The organism is Bifidobacterium boum, assembly GCF_000741535.1.
In the GTDB taxonomy this organism is placed as follows: Bacteria; Actinomycetota; Actinomycetes; order Actinomycetales; family Bifidobacteriaceae; genus Bifidobacterium; species Bifidobacterium boum.
Genome location: NZ_JGYQ01000013.1, coordinates 141,353 through 162,137 on the forward strand (window position 1 = coordinate 141,353; position 20,785 = coordinate 162,137).

The window sequence follows — 20,785 nt, forward strand, 5'->3', positions numbered from 1 at the left end:
CTTCCGTATTCACTCGTGCTCCAACATCGCGCGCAGCATTGCACGCACCCAGCACGCGCCGGCCGCGTACCCGCCCACGCCCAGTACCAGACACGCCCACCCGACAGGCGAAGCGCATAACACCGTCAGCGGGTTCGCGCCGAGCAGCATACCGAACGCCCACGTGCCAGCAGGCAAAGCCAGCAACAGTTTCACCGTCGCCTTCGGCATCGCCGTCGTCTGCGCGACCAACTGGTCACGGCCGACCTTGCGACGAAACGAAACACCGACAGCGTCGAGGCAAGGCCCCAGTTCGCATCCCAGCCGTCTGCTCAACCGTGCGGCAGCACACACTTCCACCGCAATCTGCCCAAGATACGCCGATTCCCCATCACGGGCATGACCAGCGAGCGCCCGGACCACCGTAACCCGGTCCACCACCATGCCCGCCGCCGACGGCTCGCCCGACAGTCTGGACAGCGCGTCCTCCAAGGTGCCCCCCGCACGCACGCCGGCGGCAAGCATCGCCAGCGCGGCATCCAATCCTGCGACGGCACGGGCTGCTGCACGTCGAGGTCGGGCTGCGTCACGCAATCGTCGCCGGCGGACGGCACAATCCCATGACGGCAGCAACGACAACACCGCACAATATATTGCAGCAAGCATCGGCCACGACACCATCACGCTGTCACCTCCTTCGGCGGACAGTCACGCCACGACGTTGTCGCCGACGCCAACCAACGCGCAGCAAAATCCTGCCATCCGTCAATGGCCAGCGGCTTGCCGACACCATCCCACGCAAGCAACGGCATTCCGACCAGAGCGCCCCGAACCAGCGCGAGCGTACCCACTTGCGCGATATGCCGTCCCGCCGGCGAGCGTTCCACATGCATCACCACGTCGAACGCGCCCTGCGCCAGCATACACAAGGCACGCGCGTCAAGCCCCGCCAGCAGTCCCAGCGAAGTCAGCCGTGCCGGCACACGCTCCAAACAATCGGCATGCAAAGTGGTCGCACCCCCACGATGCCCGGAATTGAACGCGCGAAGCAGGTCGGCGATCTCCTCGCCACGACATTCGCCAAGCACCACACGGTCAGGACGCATCCGCAACGTCGCCTTCACCAGTTCAGGCAAACCGACCGCACCGACTCCCTCGATATTCGCCTCGCGCACCACCAGCGACACATGATTGCCGCCGGACGCCGCAGCCAGCTCGCCAAGCTCGCGCACCTCCTCGACGCTGACAATGCGCTCGCCGATCGGGCAACGTCCGAGCAGCGCTTTGAGCAGGGTGGTTTTGCCGGCTCCCGTGCTGCCGGTGATGAGCATTGAAGCACGGCCGTGCACCAGACCGTCCAACAGTGCCAGCCATGCCGGCGGGAACATGCCGTGTGCGCATAATGATTCCAAAGTCGGCGGCAGACTGCCTGGCAAGCGGATTGAAATCGAGGCGCCTTGCGGCACAATCGGCGCGACGACCGCATGAACGCGAATGCCGTCCGCTGTGGACGCGTCGGCGATCGGGCAAGCGTCATCGAGCCGGCGGCCCATCTGTGCGCATAATTGCACGGCATAATCACGTACGACTTGCGGCGAACGGAACGGCACGGCGATACGGCACGGCAGCATGCCGGCACCGCGGTCAGCCCAGACACCGCCGTCACAGGTGACGGCGATATCAGTGATTTGTGTGTCCTGAGCCAGCCATTGCAGCGGGCCGAACGTGATGGACAGCATTCTGCGGGATTCGGTCTGCGGGCAACCGGCTTGGCTGGCGCTTGCGTCGTTGCCGTCTTCACCGCTGATCATTGCGCCATCCCCCGTGCCCGTGTATCAAGCCATGACACCATGGCGCGCAACGCTTTCGCGTTCGCCCGGTTCGGTTTGAGCGCACCTGCCCCTTCAAGCGCCGCCGCGCATAATCGTGTATCAGGACGGATACTGCACACCATATCGATGCCGAGGTATTCCGCGGCTTCTTGTGCGCCGACCACACCGCGGTCGGTTGCACGGACGGCCGGCGGCAGTACTCCGACCAGTGCGATATCGTCCTCGCAAACGGTTCCCTCAGCGCTCCGGCTGACACGCGTGACCTGGCCATCCGGGCTCCGGCGGCTGCCGCGGCCGGTCAGCGCTTCGATGCACGCGTGGGCGCGGGCGGTGCCGAGTACGGACAGTTCGACCAGCAAGATGATCGCGGCGCCTTTGATCGGCAACGGGAGCGCTTGGCCGGGCGTATATCCGGCACGTCCAGCATCGACGACCACGGTGTCGTACATGTCAGCGAGCGCACACACCGTCACGGCGATTTCCCAATCCTGCGGCATCGGGGCGATCCAGGGGCGGCTGGACAGGATGCCGACCCCATCCCACGTGGCCAGTCGGCGGCGCAACGCCACGCCATCGACCTCGCCCAAGGGGGCGGTGACCGCGTTGAGCAGCACCCCGAGATCGCTTTCCATGCCGAGGAGGATGTCCAGGCAGCCGCCGGATATGTCGGCGTCCACCAAGGCGCAATCCCTGCTGTCATGCAGTGTCCGTGCCAGAAGCGCCGCAAAGGTGCTGGCGCCGAGCCCGCCGGACGCTGACAGTACCATCACCGCGTTGGGTGCGCGATACACCGGCAGCGGGCATGATGCCGCGAACGGTTCGGCCCCGGTTTGGTATGCCCCGGGGTTGTTGGTTCCCGCACGGTGGCGGATGGCTTGTTGTGATTGATGGATATTGATATCTGTGGTCATACCGTTCAATCGAACACGGTGCAATCAGCAGGGCGCCACCTGGAACCGGCAATGTGGTCGAAAGATGATGCCGGCGCGTGGATTGATGGTCTGGCCTGTCGTCACGCGGATGTCAGCAGGTCAGGAATGACACGATCTCCTGTGCGTAGTCGTGGACGAGACTGTCCCAGACCAGTGTGACCGCGATATCTGTCCTGTCGGGATATGGTGTGCCGTCAACGCCGCGATATTGCAGGTATGCTTCCGGATCATCCTCGATACGGAATACGAACCCGTCGCACCGCGCCGTCAGGCCGAGCCAAGAGTAGGGGAACATACGCGGCGTAAGGAATGGCCCCATCTCGCGGTCATGCTGCTGTTTGCGGCGAGACCACAACATTTCGAGGTTCTCGGTGTCATCGCATCCGATACCGAGCGCGTATGCCGGCAGTTGTGCCACGGCGTTGACGGTGTTCTCGTCGCCGCCGTCCAGTATCAGCGTGGAAACCGACGGGAAGCATGCGACCACCGTGTCCCCCGGCCGCATGCCCAGCGTGCTGACGCGAGCCACGTAGCAGCCGTCCGGATGCAGGGGCGTGCCGTCCCGGTAGTACGTGTCGGCTGTGCCGCATGCGATGGCGTATTCGACGTTCCTCCCGTTGCGCAACATTTCGAAATCGCCGAGCGGGGTGGCAAATCGTGCAGTCATCATCGGCATCTCTGCTTTCATGTCGTTACCGTCTCCTGCTTCTACCGACGCTTACGGGTATCCCAGCGCCGGCAGAAGCAGGAGGATTGTCGGCCGAATTCCCGCAATGAGCCGGAAGCCGCCGATCAGACCGAGTGGGGGTTCGCCCCGCACAAACGAAGAGGCCCGCCGAAGCGGGCCTCCCGTACAAGGATGAACGCACAAGCAGAATCTCTTCACAACACCATCGTCGTAACGGTAAGTCTATCCAATGCCCGTCCAACGAAACAACCTTTCGTGGCTATACACTACTGTGGGCTTCTGCTCTGTTAAGTTTTCCTTGTAGTTGCTATTATGCTCCGATTCGCACGCACCGCAACCCGCATCCGCCCCATGCAGGCGGATTGTTCGCTTCTTTGCGCAAGTGTTCAACAACACATCACGAAGCCGCCAACCTGCTGATTATTGTGCACATCGAACCGGTTCATATGTGCGGTTGTGTGCACACCTCAAGACACGCCGGTCGCGGCGGTGCGCCCCCCTCGCCCCAAACGAACCACACCCGCACAAACCCGCACCAGAACGCACAGCCAGATCACTGCACGCCACGCCCGCTGCACGCAACACGCCCGACGACACGCGCAGAATGTAAACAGCGGCTAAATTTTCCACGTTTCCCCAAGACAACACGAAGACAAGTGCCTAGAGTAGGAGTATGGCACAGATTTTTGACGCACCCTCAAAGGCGATCCTGCGCAGCCAAATAGCTGAGCACATCGCCGAAACAGACAAAAACGACAAGCGAGAGACGCAGGAAGGCGAACAGCCGCTACCGCCCGACCGGTTCTTCGACCGCGAGCTCAGCTGGCTGAAATTCAACAAGCGTGTCCTCGAACTCGCGGAGAACGAAGACGTTCCCCTGCTCGAACGCGCCAATTTCGGCGCAATCTTCGCCTCCAACCTCGACGAATTCTTCATGGTCCGCGTGGCCGGCCTCAAACGCCGCATCGACACCGGCATCGCCGTCACCTCGCCAAGCGGTCTGAGCCCACGCCAACAGTTCCGCGCCATCAGCGAACAGGCGCATCGCCTGCAAGACGAACACGCGCACTACATCATCGACCATATCCTGCCCGCACTCGCCGAGCAGCATATCGTCCTGCTGAGCTGGGACAAACTCACCACCGCCGAGCAAGAGCGCCTGTCACGCTACTACCGCCAGCAGGTGTTCCCCGTACTCACCCCGCTCGCCGTGGACCCCGCGCACCCGTTCCCCTACATCTCCGGCAATTCGCTGAATCTCGCGGTGCTCGTCGAGAACCCGACAAGCGGTAAAACGCATTTCGCCCGCGTCAAGATCCCAGGCAACCTCAACCGTCTGGTCCCCGTCGACGATCTGACCGACGAGGAGAGCCGCGAAGAACGCTACGGATTCATCACGATGGAGAACCTGATCATCGCTCACCTGGAGTCCCTGTTCCCCGGCATGATCATCAAAGAGGCGCGCTCCTTCCGCGTCACCCGAAACGAAGATATCGACGTTGAAGAAGACGACGCCGAGAACCTGCTGAACGCGATGGAGAAAGAACTGCTCCGCCGTCGCTTCGGACCGCCGATCCGTCTTGAGATCTCCGACGCGACCAGCCCGTTCCTCTCCCAGCTGCTCGCCAGCCAGCTGCGTGTCAGCGCCGACGAGGTCTATCGCCTGCCCACGCCGCTGGACATGACAGTCCTGTTCGAGCTGCAGGCCATCGACCGCCCGGACCTCAAATACCGTCCGTTCATCCCGATCACCAACCGGCAGATCGCGGAAGTCGAATCAAGCCACGCACAGGATATTTTCGCCGCCATCCGCGAGCGCGACATCCTGCTGCACCACCCCTATGACTCCTTCTCGACCTCCGTGCAGGCGTTCCTCGCACAGGCCGCCGCCGATCCGAAGGTGCTCGCCATCAAGCAGACGCTGTACCGCACGTCCAGCAATTCGCCGATTATCGACGCGCTGATCGACGCCGCCCATGCCGGCAAGCAGGTGCTTGCGCTCGTCGAAATCAAAGCACGGTTCGATGAGGATGCGAACATCATGTGGGCGCGCAAGCTGGAACGCGCCGGCGTGCACGTGGTCTACGGCATCGTCGGACTCAAAACGCACTGCAAGCTCTCGCTCGTGGTCCGCCAGGAGGCCGACGGTCTGCGCCGCTACTGCCACGTGGGCACCGGCAACTACAATCCGAAGACCGCCCGAATGTACACCGATCTTGGCTTGTTGACCTGCGACCCGGTGGTCGGTCAGGATCTGACCCGCCTGTTCAACCAGCTGTCCGGGTATGCGCCGAAGTCCAGCTTCCACCGCCTGCTGGTCGCCCCGCGTACCGTGCGCACTGGTCTGATTCAGCGCATCCGCCGCGAAGAGGACGCCGCCCGCGCCGGCAAGGAAGCGTGGATCAAGATCAAAGTCAACTCGATCGTCGATGAGAAAACCATTGACGCGCTGTATCGCGCCAGCCAGGCGGGCGTGAAGATCGACATCGTTGAGCGTGGCATCTGCGCGCTCAAGCCCGGTGTTCCCGGTCTGAGCGAGAACATTCGCGTGCGTTCGATTCTCGGCCGGTTCCTGGAACACAGCCGTATCTACGCTTTCGCGAACTCCGACGGTCCGCAGATCGGCGAAGGCCCGATTTCCGGACCGGAAGTGTGGATCGGCTCCGCAGACCTCATGCACCGTAACCTCGACCGTCGTGTCGAGGCGCTGGTGCGCATCACCGCGCCGGAGCAGGTGGAGGAGCTCATCCGGTACGTTGATCTGCAAATGGCCGACTCCACCATCTCGTGGCATATGCAGGCCGACGGCACGTACGTGCTGCATTCGCGTGATGAGGAAGGACGCCCGCTGGTCGACAGCCAGGAGTACCTGATCCGCAAGCATCAACGCAAGCCAGGCACCAATACTCTGGCTCACTAACCACCTTTGGGGCTGCACGCGTGCCATCGCGCAGCCCCGGACATGGATGATGGCGGCAGGCCCAACCGGCAGGCCGCCATCATCCATGTCCGGCGGTCGAAACAACCGTGGGGTGTTCCGCAGTATCCGTGCAAACGACGGGACGCCACGACATGACGGAAAGGAACAAGCATGCCAAGAATCGTGGAAGCAGCAGGCGGCATCATCTATCGCGCACGTCAAGATCAATCCGGCGTGATGAAGTTTTCCGACAACGGGAGCCTGCCTCAAGGCGCTGACCCGTCGGCGGCGCTGGACGCGATCGAGGTGTGCATCGTCCACCGCCCCAAATATGACGATTGGAGCTGGCCGAAAGGCAAGCTGGAAAACAATGAGACCCATCGCCATGCCGCGGTGCGTGAAATGGGTGAGGAATCCGGCGTCCAAGTGCAGCTCGGCCCGATCATCGGGGATATCGAATACCCGATCGCAGACGAGGGACGACGCAAGCGCCGCACGAAAGAGAAAACACTGGATCAGAAGCATGTGGTGTTCTGGATGGCGACGCCGCTTGACGATCAGGAAGCACGACGACGCCATTCAGCGTTCGGACCGGTGCTGCCCGCAGACAAAGACGAAATCGATACGGTAGTGTGGGTGCCGGTCCAGCGAGCACGCAAACTGCTGACCCACATTCTCGACCGCAATATCCTGGACCGCTTCGTGGCACTGGTGAAAGCGGGAGCGGCTCAGGCTCGCACCCTGCTCATTGTCAGGCATGGCAAAGCCGAGGCTCGCAAACAGTGGAAAGGCGAGGACGGCAACCGGCCGATCACGCCGCGGGGTGCTGCGGCAGCGTTCGCACTGGGCCGGGAGCTCGCCTGCTATAGCCCGGACCGGCTGGTCAGCTCGCCATGGTTGCGTTGTATGCAAACCATCGAGATTTTCTCATGGCAGACCGGCCTGCCGATTATCACTGCTGGCGAGTTGACGGAGGATGCGTTCGCCGCTGACCCGGATGCGGCTTGGCGGCGGTTCAGCCAGGAAATCGATCACATGTTGGATACGGGCATGGACACTGCGGTGTGCATGCACCGTCCGGTCATCGGCGGCATCTTCACCCACTTGCGGGATATCTGCGCATCAGAGACACTGGCGAAACGGCTTATCGCGAAATCACCGTATATGCCGACCGGATGCGCGATCGTACTGGCTATCATCAGAACGGGCGACGGCCCACGCATCATCGACATACAGAAAGTGGCTCCACTTGTCTACTGACTCTTATCGTTCAGGCTCAATCCAATCCAGCCGGACCGGCTTCCTCGTTTCCCCATCGGGTGCGTCACGTCCGGCACGACCGGCGCAACTCGACCCGGCGATTCTGGATCATCTCAGCGGCGGCCTCGACCCGGAGAAAGTCAGCGAAATGAGCCATGCCTCCGCCGCGGCGCTGCTCGACCGCGTGCACCACACCGAAGACCCGCAAGTGGTGCGCCGCGTCATCACACTCGTGGACACGGAAGGCGTGGACGTGATCGCACAACTGTGGAGCGATGCGGAACCCGATTCCCTGCCCGGCATCATGTGGCGTCTGTACATGCTGCGCACGTGGATGCAACGCAATCGCGAGCACATCGCACGCCTATGGCGGCTCGGAGAGCCGGTGGCGACCACAGCGTCAGCTATCGCCGGCGTTGATGAAACCCCGGACGCCTCGGATATCGCACGCACTGCGGATTCGATTCTCTCCGGTGCGTTCACCGGGGATTTCGCCGTGGCTTTGGACCGGGCGAGCGCGTTCACTGATGTCATCGCCACCGGATTGCGTCTTCAAGCGCGGCGTATCACCGTAAAGGAGAGGGAGACGACGGCACGAGACGGTGAACGGGGAACCCTGCACGAAGCCCAGACTCGTGCCGCACGGCTGATGCACACCGCCGCGAACCTGCTGACCACGTCACGGGACTTCCGCGAAGGCGCCCATTTGTGGCGGCGGGGGCGATTGGAATAACCGGCGCGACCGCTATCTCCGCCCGCGCGACAGGTCGCAGACGGTTGCGCCACGCCGTGGCGGAAGCCCGCAGAATGCCGCTATACTGGACTGTTGCGTCGGGCCGTGCTTAAGCCCCGGGCTCCATTTGTTGCCGCTGCGAGCGGCGTTTGCGCCGACAGGCGCTTTCGCGGTCCGGCGCATTGCTTTTCCAAGGTGTCGTCCCATATCTTCAAAGTCGAGACCCCGCCACGCCGTAATGCCGGTTCGCCCAAAGGACGCAATGGGGCTAATCTGGGAAGCATGGAATTGCATGTACTCAACCACCCGCTGGTGGAACACAAGCTCACCGTGCTGCGCGACAAGAACACCCCGTCCAGCACCTTCCGCGAGCTCATCTCCGAACTCGTCATGCTCGAAGCCTACGAAGCGACGCGCAATCTTGACGTGGTCGACAAGCCCATCGAAACCCCGGTCGCCCCGATGATCGGCAAGCATATCGCTGAGCCTCGCCCGATCATCGTGCCCGTGCTGCGTGCCGGCCTCGGCATGCTTGACGGCATGACCAGGATGATCCCGTCCGCCGAAGTCGGTTTCCTCGGCATGAAGCGTGACGAAGACAATCCGACCAAGCAGATCACTTACGCGAACCGTCTGCCGGATGATCTCACCGGACGCCAGTGCTTCCTGATCGACCCGATGCTCGCCACCGGCGGCACGCTGGTCGCTGCGACCCACTATCTGGCTGAACGCGGCGCGAAGGATGTCACCGCAATCAACATCATCGCGGCACCGGAAGGCCTGAAATTCGTGCAGGAGCAGATCGATCCGAGCATCGATTTCAAGGTCGTCGTCTGCGCTGTCGATGAGAAGCTCAACGACAAGGCGTATATCGTGCCGGGTCTCGGTGACGCCGGTGACCGTCTGTACGGCGTGGTCGACTGAGCGGCGGACTCTCTGTCGCCCACAACACGACGAGCCGGGGACTGGCATGGGTTGTACCGTGCCCGTTCCCGGCTCGTTGCGCTATCGGAAGATCTTCCATCGAAGACGCCCGGCGATGACGCTCAATGGCGCCTGTTCAGGATGAATGGTTCTTGAAATCGGGGATGAACGCCTCGAAGATGTGGCGGTCGAACCACCGGTCGCTGACCTCCAATTCGGCACGACTGCGGATGGTCCATGATACGGCGGTCGCACCCATCGCGCGGGCTGCGCGCATTTGCGGCAAATCACCGCCCTGCCAATCATATGCGACGAAATCCGGACGGCTCAGCCAATCGAAGCCGAGCAAACCCGCGATCCAGCCTTTCCAGTCGGATCGCCCGGGCTGCGGCGGCTCGGCAAGTTGTCCGCGGCACACTTCCGGACGATGCTGCCGGTACCATTGCACCGCCGCCGGGTGGAACGACTCGATCACATACTGGCCGTCATAGCGGCGCAGCAGCTCGTCTCCACGCTGCATCAGTGCTTCATCACGTTCGCTCCACGCGGCGTTGTCAGTGAACTTGTATTCCACAATCAGCGGTACACGGCCGTTGACCACGCGCAGCACGTCGGCGAACAGCGGGACATGCTGATAATACCCTTCCGGCGCTTCACTCGGCGTGACCGGCGCCGCGCCGGCGAAATCAATCCGTGCGGCGGCCGCGTCTCCCGGAGCCGCCGGAGCGGGGAACAGCGGGATACGGGTCAACTCGTCATAAGTGAGATCCTCGATGCGACGTGGATCGCCTGCAACACGCAGCAGATCGCCGTCATGCACGACTACGACCTTACCGTCCCGGGTCAGCTGCACATCCAGTTCAATCCCGTATCCGGCCTCGCAGGCGGCGGCGAAAGCTGCCAGTGAATTCTCCGGGGCTATCGGACCGGCCACGAGCGGCGAGCCATACCCCGCTTGCATGGCCATCCTGCGGGCAAGCGCCACATACTCGCCGCTTTCGGCCGCATACCGTGCCGTCAAACCGGAACCGGCATCGTGCAAACCGCGGTGTGCGTACCACACGTGTGGCACGACAGGAACGAAATTATTCCGTTTATCGTTGAACGACCGTGGGGCGAGCGCCCACGCCGCGGCTCCCGTCACGGCGGCGGCGCCGAACAGCAGACGCGTAAGTTGCTTATTACCGGACATGATTCCTCCTCGTGGACATGCTTATTCGAGCCTACCGTACCGGCAGAACCAACGTCCGGGAATCCAGTGAACGCAGCGTGACCATCTGGCAAACCGCAGGAAACCGCGCCACCGGGCGCCCACCCAACGCAACCAGTTTGAGAAGACACGGGGCGGTGAGGCCAGGCGGGCGGCTCGATTCAATGTTTCTTCTTGCGGCCTTTGAAATAAATGTCGAACACAATCCACACCGATAGGATGAACGCGACGACATACCCCATGAACCCGACGACGGGAATGCCGAAAATAATCGGTTTCATACCCGCGTAGTACACAATGGACGAGCCGATGAACAGCCCAACCACAATCAACGCCATCGTCAGACGATTCACCATATCGCTGAGCAATTTGAACGGCTCGTCAAACCCGACAAGCTGCATGTTTGCACGCAGTTGGCCGCGAGTGAGCATACGCGACGCGGTTTTCATCTCGGCGAGCGCCTGCAACGCGCCATGCAACGCCTTATGCCCCTCGATGCCGAGCGTCTGGACCTCGTTCTCGATTGTGGCGACATTCGTCTTGCTGTTGGCGATGTGCTGGGAGATGATCTCAATCATGTTGACATCCGGAATGAACTCGTCCAGCAGCCCTTCCAACGTCACCAGCGCCCTGCCGACCGTAGTCACCGAGCTTGGCACCTCAATGCCATGCCGTTGGGCGAGCTGGGTGAGCGATGTGATGAAACTCGCGATATCCAGCTCATCCAAATCGACAGTGCCGTATTCTTCGACAATCAAATCAAGATCGGCAAGCAGTTCCGGGTAGTTGTCCACAGTGGCGCCCGTCGTGGCGAAGCGCAGCAGCCCGTCGGCAAGCGCAGGCGAATCCTGCTTGGCGACAGCGAAAATCATATCCCGCATCACCGTGCGGGTTTTCTTGTTGAGCCGGCCAGTCATGCCGAGGTCGATCAGAATGATTTTCCCACCGGAAATGATGATATTGCCCGGATGCGGGTCGGCATGGAAGAATCCCTCGTCCAGCACCTGAGTGGCATAATTATCGACAAGCTTGGTGCCGATTTCCTTGAGATCATAGCCTTTGGCGACAAGCGCGCCCGGGTGCGACAGCGAGATACCGTCAACGTAATCCATGACGACAACATGCTCGGTGCATAGGTCCATATACGGTTTCGGGCAGTCCATATACGCGAAGTGCGAGCAGAATCGTTTGAATTCCTGCAAGTTGCGCGCCTCGATCAGGAAATCCGTTTCCGATTCGAAGGTGTCCCACAGCTCTTCGACGACACCTTGGAAGTCGACGACCTGCGCATTGTGCATGATTTTCGTTGCGCCCTTGGCGATGGTGCGCATGATGGACACGTCTTGCGCCATGGTTTCGCGCACGCCCGGACGCTGCACTTTGACAGCCACGTCTTCGCCGGTCAGCAGGGTCGCGCGATGCACTTGCGCGAGCGAAGCCGAGCCGAGCGGGGTTGAATCGATGGACTTGAAAATATCCTTGACCGGTTTGCCGTACTCGTGAGACAACGTGTCCAACACGGTCTGGTAGGGCATGGGGTCAGCGTTGGCGCGCAGTTTCGCAAGTTCGTCGCAGAAAGGTTGCGGCAGAATCTCCGAACGCATGGACAGGATCTGGCCGACCTTGACGAAGGTGGGGCCAAGCGCTTCGAACATGAGACGCATGTTGACCGGCGTCAACCCATGAATCGCATCAAACTGGTTAGCGATCCGGATGATCTGCTCGAGACGCTTGAGTCTGCCTCGCCGAGTGAGATGGTATTTTTCGGAGAAGTCGTTTTTTCGGCCGCTGAACAAGCCGATTTTCTCGTCGATATGGTTGGATGTGGCGTTTGGGGCTTGCAACTGGGGATCATCGTATGCGAGCGGGGTGTTGTCGGGCACGGCAGCGCTGTCGGAACGGCTGTCGGAACGGGATGATGCGTCCTGCGCGTTCACGCGCTCTTCCGCCCCGGATGCCTGTTGCCGTCCGGGTTCCTGCTTCGCGGCTTCTTGCGATGTCTCGTTGTGATCGTCTGCCATATCAGCCATATATGTACTGTCTGACGCCGGGCATACCACATGCCGCCGCCTGCCCTGCCGCATGGGAATGCATACGGCAGGCGCGGACGGCGGCACGACGGCAACCGACCGGAGTCAGTCCTTCTTCTCGTCGGAAGCGGGCTTGGCTTCTTCAGCCTTGGCTTCCTCGGCCTTATGCTTGAGCTCGGCGTTCAGCGCCTTACCCTGTTCAACGGTGATCTCACCCTTCTTGACAAGATCATCCACGATTTCCTGGCTCTTTTCGACCGTAGTCGCCAGAGCGCCGACACCTGCGAGGAACACCTTGTGCAGCAGGCCGTCATTGAAGTTGAAGTCAGCCATCATTACCTCCTTGTATCAGGTCCTTGCATATTCCACCTTACTCCACGAATGTCACGGACGGGAGGTCTGACACTCCCGTATGCGCGTCGCGAACAGGAATATGTCACCGATTGTCTGCTTACCGGGGGCGTGACGCGGCGACATCACGCGCGTGCTGCGCGCAATCGTCGATTCTGCGCAGCTCGGCGGTCTGCTGGTCGTCCTGCCGGGGAGCGAACGCGCCATAGCGCCGTTCGGCGGCGATTCGAATCAAACCGTCCGCCAAACGCGGGTTTTTCGGCAATACCGACCCGTGCATGTATGTGCCGATCACGTTGCCGAAGCGCGCGCCCTCGGTGTGGTCGGTGCCATTGTTGCCGGTGCCGTCGGCGTCCACGCGCCCCAATGGCTTGGTGCCACCGGTCAGGAAGGTCTGCCCGGAATGGTTCTCGTAGCCGATGATGTCGCCAAATTCCTCGCTGTGCTCGACCAGATTGCCGATCATGCGGTGTTCGCGGCCCACGGTGTATGCGCCGAGGATGCCGATGCCGTCAAGCCTGGTGCCGTCCACGGTTTCGAAATACTCACCGAACAACTGGTACAGGCCGCAGATCATGAGCATCGGCACGCCGTCAGCGGCGAGCGCGCGCAGGGTGTCCGCACGGACGAACAGGTCGTCGGTGATTTTCTTCTGCCCGTTGTCCTGCCCACCGCCGCCGAGAATCAGATCCACATGGTCCGGCCACGGGTCGCCCTGGTTGTATTCGTGGAGGACCGGGTCGTAGCCGTACAGCGACAGACGGCGCATGACGGTGAGCACGTTGCCCCAGTCGCCATAGATGTTCATATCCTTCGGGTACAAGGACACGACGTCGATGCGACGATCTGGGTGCTGGTTAGTCTCGACGCCCGACGGACGCCGGGTTGTTTCATTCACTGCTGGCATGACAAGCTCCTTCGTGTCTTCGCTGGTTCGTCCGTGCGCAAGTCGTCTCACCGTGGTTATCTGCCGACGCCCGCGTCCGCGACATCGGTGATATGCGACAGTTTCGCGCGCGTGCGCAGCATCGCCGTGTACGTGCAGTAGATGCGTTTCGGCGTGTCCGGGTCGGCGGCCACGAAATCAGCGACCGCCTGTTCGAGGTCGGTATCGACATGGCTGACCGGCACCTGGTCGTATTCAAGGCGCAAGGCCATATCCCAGGCGCGCGTGCCGGACACGGAGGCCACGCCGGTGCCACGCAGCCCGGTGAAATCAACATCCCACAGCCAGCTCATATCGCGGCCGTCGGCATATTCGTCGTTGATGATGATCATCGTGTCGTGGCCGGCAGGCGGGAACGAGGCGAGCGACAGGCGGAACCCCATCGGATTCTTCACCAGCAGCAGTTCGACAGGGGTGCCGTTGACGCTGATGGTTTCGCCGCGGCCGAACGCCGGGGTCACGCGGGATAGCGATGCGATCAGACGGTCGTCCGAAGCGACGCCTTGCGGAGTGTCGGCGGTGACCGCACGCACGACGGCGGCAGCGGCGGCCGCGTTGAACAGGTTATAGACGCCTTCGAGTTTCACGGATGTGGCGATGTCGTGGCCGTCGATCCGGTACGTGGCTTCGTGGTCGCCTACATGGGTGAGTGTCGTATCGGCATCAAGACAGTCGGGATCGTAGACAACTCCGGTAGTGGACTGCGTGCCGGCGGCCTGCATATCGGTATTGTGCATGTCATCATCGGATGGGAAATAGCTGCGCAACGCTTGGGATAGGCCGAAATACCGCACCTGCACGCCCGGTTGCACCTCGTCGGCAAGCCGCGCGATGCGCGGATCTTCGCGATTGAGCACCACGGTCCCGGTGGTCGCGCGCGCCACGTGGGCGAGCAGGCGGGCGGTGTTGTCGATTTCGCCGAAGCGGTCAAGCTGGTCGCGCATCACGTTCAGCAACAGGGCGTAGCGGGGACGGACCTGACGGACGAAATGCACGGCGTACGCCTCATCAAGCTCCAACACCGCGATATCCGCGTGCAGATGCCCGAAGGCGCTCACCTGAGTGAGCAGGGAGGAGACCACACCGCGCGTGAAATTCGAGCCGGTCGGGTTCGTGAACACGCGCAACCCCATATCGGAAAGCATGGAGGCGACCATGCGGGTCGTGGTGGTTTTGCCGTTCGTGCCGGACACCAGCACCACCCCGTAAGGCAGCGAACCCAAGGTGCGGGCGAGGAAGCCCGGGTCGATGCGCTCAACCACTTTGCCGGGCAGCGCGCTGCCGCCATGGTGCAGCAAACGAGACGCGTGCCGGACTGCCCTGCCGATTGTCGGTGTCGCGAACGCGTACCACGGGCGCTTGGGCTCTGCCAGAGGTTCGGCTGCGGAAGCAGACCGGGCGGGCAGGGGCTGCTGCTGGACGGGGCGGGCGGACGCGGCGGAATCCTGATGACCGCCCGATACCGGGGAAAGCTGTTGCGCCATGTCATACCTCCTGCTGTTGCTGGTAATCCTGCGGCATATCCTTGAACTTCGATGTGGCGCCAAGGAAGGCGAGATGGAATGTTTCCGTCGGGCCGTTACGGTGCTTCGCCATGATGATATCGGCCTCGCCCGGACGGTCCTCCTTGTCGTAGAAATCCGGGCGGTGCACCAGGAACACCACGTCGGCGTCCTGTTCAATCGAACCGGATTCACGCAGATCGGACAACTGCGGCTTGCGGTCATTACGCATTTCCGGGCCACGGTTCAACTGGCTCAACGCAACAACCGGCACCTCAAGCTCCTTGGCAAGCAGTTTCAAGGCGCGAGAGAATTCAGAAACCTCCTGCTGACGGCTTTCCACCTGCTTACCGGAACTCATGAGCTGCAGGTAATCGATCACGACAAGCTTCAAGTCGTTCGTCTGCTTGAGGCGACGGCATTTCGCGCGGATTTCCATCAGACTCATATTCGGGCTGTCGTCAATGAACAGAGGCGCGTCCTGCATCTTATTCCAGAAATTATTCAACGTGTTCCACCGTTCCGGCGTGATATCGTCCGCACGGCGCAATGCGACCAGAGGAATGTTCGTTTCGGCGGAGATGATACGCTGCGCAAGTTCCACGCGACTCATCTCAAGGGAGAAGATGATAGTCGTCATATTGTGATGCAGCGATGCGGAGCGCGCGAAATCAACGCCGAGCGTGGACTTGCCCATGGCCGGACGGCCTGCGACGACAATCATCTGACCCGGCTGCAAGCCCTGCGTCACATCATCGATATCGCGGAAGCCGGTCGGCACGCCACGCTCGACCTCGCCGTTCTGCAGTTTGTCGAGCTGGTCGAGCGCGTCATGGACCACCGGGCCGATGGCCGAATAATCCTGACGGACCTTACCGACACTCATCTCGTAGACCTCGGCCTGGGCCATATTCACGACGTCCTCGGCCTGCGAACCTTCCGCCGAATAGCCGAGCTGCGCGATTTTCGTGCCCGCGGCGATCACGTTACGCAAAATCGCTCGCTGATGCACGATTTCGGCGTAATATGTGGCGTTCGCGGCGGTCGGGACTGAGGCGACCAGGCTGTGCAGGTAATCGGCGCCGCCGACTTTCTCGAGGTCGCCGTTCTTCATGAGTTCGTTTGCGACGAGCACGGCGTCGACCGGCTGCGAGGCTGAGAACAGGTCGATGATCGCCTGATAGATCGTTTGGTGCTTCGGCTGGTAGAAATCAGACACGCTGATCATCTGCGAGACTTCGCCGATGGCGTCCTTGCTCATGAGCATGCCGCCGAGCACGGCCATCTCCGCGTCATCGTCATGCGGGGGCACGCGGTCGAACACCGCGTCGCGGACCGGGGTGCCCGTCTCACCCTTCACATAGCCGGTGCCTTGCTGCCGGTTGTTGTCCCATGGATTGCCTTCTGCCATACCTTTGAGTATAGGGGGCGGAATGTAAGGGAACCGCAATGTTACGCCTATGGGCCGATGATCCCGCCGCCGCTTCCTCCGCACCCGAGAGACCGAGCATCAATCCGCATCGTGTGGAAAGGATACTGAGGGGCGGCAGACGACGGCGGGAGCCAGCAGAATGAAAGATTGTTGGAATCATGCGGTTTGTCGATCACTGCCGATTGCCCCCCTCTCACCTCGGATGGCAGCTATCCCTCCGCACCCGCGAAATCAGACACCAATCCGTTTCGTGTGGAAAGCATACCGAGGGAGCAATGGGCACATGTGAGATACAACGGGGAGAAGATTGGCGCAATCCCGCGGTTTCCAGAGCCGCATCCTGCTTCCCCGCCAGCGGATGTTCCGCGCCTCTCCACACCTGCGGGGAGCAGACGTGTCATGCGCAATCAGCCGGCTCGTGCATTGATCATAATCCGGCAAGGCCACATGCCCCTGCATGTGCCACCAGTCAAGACCCCCGCAGCCGTGTGAGCCAATGCTCACACAACCACCCATTCAACAGCCCGCATGACCGCATCCGGACAACCAACCCCGCCACTGTGCGAACCAATCCTCACACGGAGATGCCCCTGCATCCCCAAACGGCCAAATCCAGCCGTGCAACCAGTCACTGTGTGAGCGAATCCTCACACACTGGCGTCTTCCATTCTCTGCCAACAGCAATCACGGCGCGCAACCCGCTGTTGTGCGAGCTGATGTTTGCACGCCGTTTACCTGTACGACACGCGGACGCCACGAAATGTGGATAGAAAATCGAGTTATCCACATTGTGGGGATAACCGTGTGGATAACGCATATGATTATCCACATATTGGGGATAATTCTGTGGATAGCTTGGGGACAATCCTCCGGCGTCACTACACCGACTTGCATCCATCCCCTCAAAGTGCTATGCGCAACAATCCCAGCAGCGCGCACGTCCACACCGCCTATCCTGCGGCCGGCCATCTGCAAACGCCCATCACCATCACGTCCCCTTCCACGGCAGCAACACGATGCGGAATTATTGACGCCGGCGTCAGAAATTCCGACAGTAGCGGGAGAAGAAACGACGCGCTGGCAGGACGGGGCAGACCACCACAGGATGAATACCACAAGGTGAGATAAGGCAGGGGCGTCACGGCTCAAGACAGGTCGAAGCCCGGCAAGATCCGAGGCAATAGCAAGCAAGCCAAGAAATTCAGGCCGGACCGGAACAAGCCCGCAGAGCGGCCATCCACACCACATTCGGCATCACGACCACCGTACACACCCGTAACTTTCGGAATTATTGACGCTGGCGTCAGAAATTCCGTATGATTATCATCATGACATGAAAGGAGCCGATGATGCAGATTACACGGAATAAATACCTGCACGACCTTGTCATCCACGAGGGCAACGGCATGGTGAAGGTCATCACCGGCATCAGACGCTGCGGGAAAACATATCTTCTATTCGAGCTTTTTGTACATCATCTCATCGAATCAGGCGTGCCGCAGGACCACATCATCACTCTCGCCTTGGATGACGAAGCGAACAGGTCCTTCCGTGATCCCAAGGCACTGTACGCGCATCTGCTCCAACTCATCCAGGACGACAATACCTACTACGTTCTTCTCGATGAGGCCCAGTATGCAATCAGCGCCCGCGAACTCAGAAGCAAAGACGAGCCACCCGCTCTTTACAGCGTGTTGAACGGTCTTCTACACCATCGCAATGTTGACGTCTACATCACGGGCAGCAATTCCAAACTGCTCTCCACTGATGTGATGACGGAGTTCCGTGGACGAGGCGACGAAATACGCATCCACCCTCTCACCTTCTCCGAGTTCATGCAGGCTTTCGACGGCGACCGTTATGAAGGCTGGGCTGAATATGTCATGTACGGCGGTCTTCCTCTCACACTGTCGATGCACGACGACGAGCAGAAAGCCACGTATCTCACTCACCTCATTAACGAGGTCTACCTGACTGACGTCGTCGAGCGAAACCGTCTGCACAAATCAGAAGAGCTGGATTCGCTGGTGAACGTTCTCGCGTCATCGGTCGGCTCTCTGACAAATCCGTCGAGAATTGAAGCGACCTTCAAAAGCGTCCTGCACTCCACCATGAGCGCCGACACCATCAACCGGTATATCGACTGCCTCAAGGAGGCTTTCCTCATCAACGAAGCCACACGGTACGACATCAAAGGCAGACACTACATCGGTTCCCCGAAAAAGTATTATTTCGAAGATGTTGGGCTGCGCAACGCCAGGCTCGGCTTCCGGCAGGTCGAAGAAACGCATCTCATGGAGAATATCATCTATAACGAACTGTGTGCACGCGGGTTCTCGGTCGATGTCGGACAGGTCGAGAAACGAACGAAAAACCAAGGGAACAATGAGCGACAACGGCTAGAAGTTGATTTCGTGGCCAATCGTGGCTATCGACGGTATTACGTCCAATCGGCGTTGCGGCTCGACACCCCTGAGAAAACCGTGCAGGAGAAGCGCCCCCTGCTCTCCATCGATGACAGTTTCAAGAAAATCGTGGTCGTGAAGGACGTGATACGACCCTATATGGATGACGACGGCATTCTGACCATGGGATTGTTCGATTTTCTTCTTGATTCAGACAGTCTCGACCGGTAGCGGGACGTGAGAGCTCCGCCGCATACGCCCGTAACTTTCGGAATTATTGACGCTGGCGTCAGAAATTCCGAAAGTTACGGGCGATGGTTGCGGCGGGTGCAGGACATGGGCAGGGGCGGTTGCGCGGGTTCGGCCAATCCGCCCCGATCAGCCCGATGATGCAGCCTACTGCCGCACCAGACGACCATCCTCCATCCGGTAGACGGCATCCGCAAGATCAAGCACGCGCTGATCATGGGTCACCATAACCGCCGCCTTGTGACGCTTATGCGCCTCCATGGCGATCATCTCCACCGCACGGCGTCCACGCTGGGAGCCAGGAAGCCGTCCGGATCGACGGCGAAGTACACGGCGTCTTTCTTTTCGTCGCTGCCTGCCGTTTTCACGTAGGTTCGTTGGATATCCAGTGTCGTTGTCGTGCCGGGAATATCGGTCTCGATCTTGTTGACTTCGTCCGACGTGAGGTTCGACACGGTGATGAGTTTTCGGAGTCGTCGCTGAGTACGAACGAATCCGCGGGCAGGTTATCGATACCGGAGGATACTGCTCTGCCCAGACCGTTGACCAGTCCGGACAGGAACAGCACCATGAACATCATCAGGAATACGATGATGGCGATGAGTGTGTATCGTTTCCAACCATGCCGCAATTCTTTGAGCGCGAGTTTCACGTTCCGCCGCTTTTCGGTCTGTTGCGCAATCGGAACGGTATTGATAGGAACGCCACGTACACGGTGATACAGAACACGCGCGAAATCTCTCACCATGAGAGATTATGCGAGAAGTGTCTCACGCATCATGCAAGTACGGTATGAGCGGCTGCGGCAACGCCTGTACGAGGATGTCCGGGAACTGGTCGAGGGGGATCATGCGCCTGCCCAGCAGCCATTCACAGATCAGCTCGGTGACCACGGCGGCATAGATATCAATGAATACCTGCAAACCTTCCGGTAGGGCCATGCCGTCGGACCGTCTGGATATTCTGTCTGCGAGCATCTGTGTTGACGGACGGCATATAGCCGAAGAATGATTCGTGCCCGCTAGTATGTTCCAGCAGGTTGCGCAGGTATGCGCGCTGCTCGTCCAGATACCGCAACCCGAACGCGATGATTTCGGACCATGGGCGATTGCGACCGGACCAGTCCATGATGGCGCGGCAATTCGCCGCGTAATCCCACGCCATCACATCGAATTTGCTACTGAAATACCGGTAGAATGTCGCCGGCGAATACCCACAATGGGCGGTGATTCCCTGCACGGTGATCACGTCGACGGGTTTGCTGGACGCAAGCTCACGAAACGATTCAGCAAGCAGCTCCTTGGTTGTTTTCCGATGCACCATATCCGCCTTCCGTCCGTTCTGCTTGCACTCAGCCTACCGCCGACAGGCTGATGGCGCACGCACTCCATC

General features: G+C 60.6%; 18 protein-coding genes. 5 read left to right on the plus strand and 13 right to left on the minus strand.

The features are described from left to right. Nucleotides 1–9: 9 nt before the first annotated feature. From BBOU_RS04605 to BBOU_RS04620, 4 genes are all read right to left on the minus strand, one after another. Nucleotides 10–660 carry a type II secretion system F family protein gene (locus BBOU_RS04605; protein ID WP_051616898.1) on the minus strand — a complete coding sequence of 217 codons (651 nt, stop codon included), beginning with the start codon at nucleotides 658–660 and terminating at the stop codon, nucleotides 10–12. Then, nucleotides 660–1,718: a TadA family conjugal transfer-associated ATPase gene (locus BBOU_RS04610; RefSeq protein WP_051616903.1), complete on the minus strand. Its 1,059-nt coding sequence runs from the start codon at nucleotides 1,716–1,718 to the stop codon at nucleotides 660–662. Before BBOU_RS04610 ends, BBOU_RS04605 begins: the two co-directional genes overlap by 1 nt. Nucleotides 1,719–1,786: 68 nt before the next feature. Next, nucleotides 1,787–2,722 carry a P-loop NTPase gene (locus BBOU_RS04615; protein ID WP_051616897.1) on the minus strand — a complete coding sequence of 312 codons (936 nt, stop codon included), beginning with the start codon at nucleotides 2,720–2,722 and terminating at the stop codon, nucleotides 1,787–1,789. 112 nt (nucleotides 2,723–2,834) lie between these two features. Further along, entirely contained in the window at nucleotides 2,835–3,431 is a 597-nt protein-coding gene (locus BBOU_RS04620; RefSeq protein WP_026503483.1) for a hypothetical protein, read from the minus strand. Nucleotides 3,432–4,104: 673 nt separating this feature from the next. On the opposite strand from BBOU_RS04620, the gene BBOU_RS04625 reads away from it, so the two are divergent. The 4 genes from BBOU_RS04625 to upp all read left to right on the plus strand — a co-directional run bounded on the left by BBOU_RS04625 (nucleotide 4,105) and on the right by upp (nucleotide 9,268). Beyond that, on the plus strand, nucleotides 4,105–6,351 hold the full coding sequence (locus BBOU_RS04625) for an RNA degradosome polyphosphate kinase (protein ID WP_026503482.1): 2,247 nt from the start codon (nucleotides 4,105–4,107) through the stop codon (nucleotides 6,349–6,351). A gap of 171 nt (nucleotides 6,352–6,522) precedes the next feature. After that, on the plus strand, nucleotides 6,523–7,611 hold the full coding sequence (locus tag BBOU_RS04630; RefSeq protein ID WP_026503481.1) for an NUDIX hydrolase: 1,089 nt from the start codon (nucleotides 6,523–6,525) through the stop codon (nucleotides 7,609–7,611). Next, nucleotides 7,601–8,344, plus strand: coding sequence for a hypothetical protein (locus tag BBOU_RS04635; RefSeq protein WP_026503480.1), 744 nt, complete (start codon nucleotides 7,601–7,603; stop codon nucleotides 8,342–8,344). Before BBOU_RS04630 ends, BBOU_RS04635 begins: the two co-directional genes overlap by 11 nt. 282 nt (nucleotides 8,345–8,626) lie before the next feature. Next, entirely contained in the window at nucleotides 8,627–9,268 is a 642-nt protein-coding gene (gene upp / locus BBOU_RS04640) for a uracil phosphoribosyltransferase (RefSeq protein ID WP_026503479.1), read from the plus strand. 136 nt (nucleotides 9,269–9,404) lie between these two features. On the opposite strand, the gene BBOU_RS04645 is transcribed toward upp, so the two are convergent. From BBOU_RS04645 to dnaB, 6 genes are all read right to left on the minus strand, one after another. Next, complete coding sequence (locus tag BBOU_RS04645; protein ID WP_026503478.1) at nucleotides 9,405–10,460, minus strand: glycerophosphodiester phosphodiesterase family protein; 1,056 nt, start codon at nucleotides 10,458–10,460, stop codon at nucleotides 9,405–9,407. 179 nt (nucleotides 10,461–10,639) lie between these two features. Next, nucleotides 10,640–12,499 (minus strand): ABC1 kinase family protein, encoded by a 1,860-nt coding sequence (locus BBOU_RS04650; RefSeq protein WP_026503477.1) that lies wholly within the window; start codon nucleotides 12,497–12,499, stop codon nucleotides 10,640–10,642. 114 nt (nucleotides 12,500–12,613) lie between these two features. After that, complete coding sequence (locus tag BBOU_RS04655; protein WP_026503476.1) at nucleotides 12,614–12,841, minus strand: hypothetical protein; 228 nt, start codon at nucleotides 12,839–12,841, stop codon at nucleotides 12,614–12,616. Between the two features lie 118 nt (nucleotides 12,842–12,959). Further along, on the minus strand, nucleotides 12,960–13,766 hold the full coding sequence (locus BBOU_RS04660; protein ID WP_081815577.1) for a type 1 glutamine amidotransferase: 807 nt from the start codon (nucleotides 13,764–13,766) through the stop codon (nucleotides 12,960–12,962). Nucleotides 13,767–13,822: 56 nt separating this feature from the next. Continuing rightward, nucleotides 13,823–15,289 (minus strand): Mur ligase family protein, encoded by a 1,467-nt coding sequence (locus tag BBOU_RS04665; protein WP_238552036.1) that lies wholly within the window; start codon nucleotides 15,287–15,289, stop codon nucleotides 13,823–13,825. A 1-nt stretch (nucleotide 15,290) separates the two neighbouring features. Then, nucleotides 15,291–16,718 carry a replicative DNA helicase gene (dnaB, locus tag BBOU_RS04670; protein ID WP_081815576.1) on the minus strand — a complete coding sequence of 476 codons (1,428 nt, stop codon included), beginning with the start codon at nucleotides 16,716–16,718 and terminating at the stop codon, nucleotides 15,291–15,293. A gap of 1,367 nt (nucleotides 16,719–18,085) precedes the next feature. On the opposite strand from dnaB, the gene BBOU_RS04675 reads away from it, so the two are divergent. Continuing rightward, nucleotides 18,086–19,375, plus strand: a complete 1,290-nt coding sequence (locus BBOU_RS04675) for an ATP-binding protein (RefSeq protein ID WP_238552038.1) — start codon at nucleotides 18,086–18,088, stop codon at nucleotides 19,373–19,375. Between the two features lie 284 nt (nucleotides 19,376–19,659). Here BBOU_RS04675 and BBOU_RS04680 read toward each other — a convergent pair whose 3' ends face one another. The 3 genes from BBOU_RS04680 to BBOU_RS04685 all read right to left on the minus strand — a co-directional run bounded on the left by BBOU_RS04680 (nucleotide 19,660) and on the right by BBOU_RS04685 (nucleotide 20,716). Next, nucleotides 19,660–19,848, minus strand: a complete 189-nt coding sequence (locus tag BBOU_RS04680) for a hypothetical protein (RefSeq protein ID WP_026503471.1) — start codon at nucleotides 19,846–19,848, stop codon at nucleotides 19,660–19,662. A 315-nt stretch (nucleotides 19,849–20,163) separates the two neighbouring features. After that, a complete protein-coding gene (locus tag BBOU_RS09230) occupies nucleotides 20,164–20,316 on the minus strand; it encodes a hypothetical protein (protein ID WP_155809253.1) in 153 nt (50 codons plus the stop codon). Beyond that, nucleotides 20,300–20,716, minus strand: coding sequence for a TetR/AcrR family transcriptional regulator (locus tag BBOU_RS04685; RefSeq protein ID WP_026503470.1), 417 nt, complete (start codon nucleotides 20,714–20,716; stop codon nucleotides 20,300–20,302). The genes BBOU_RS09230 and BBOU_RS04685 overlap by 17 nt, the downstream gene beginning before the upstream one ends. Between the last annotated feature and the right edge of the window lie 69 nt (nucleotides 20,717–20,785).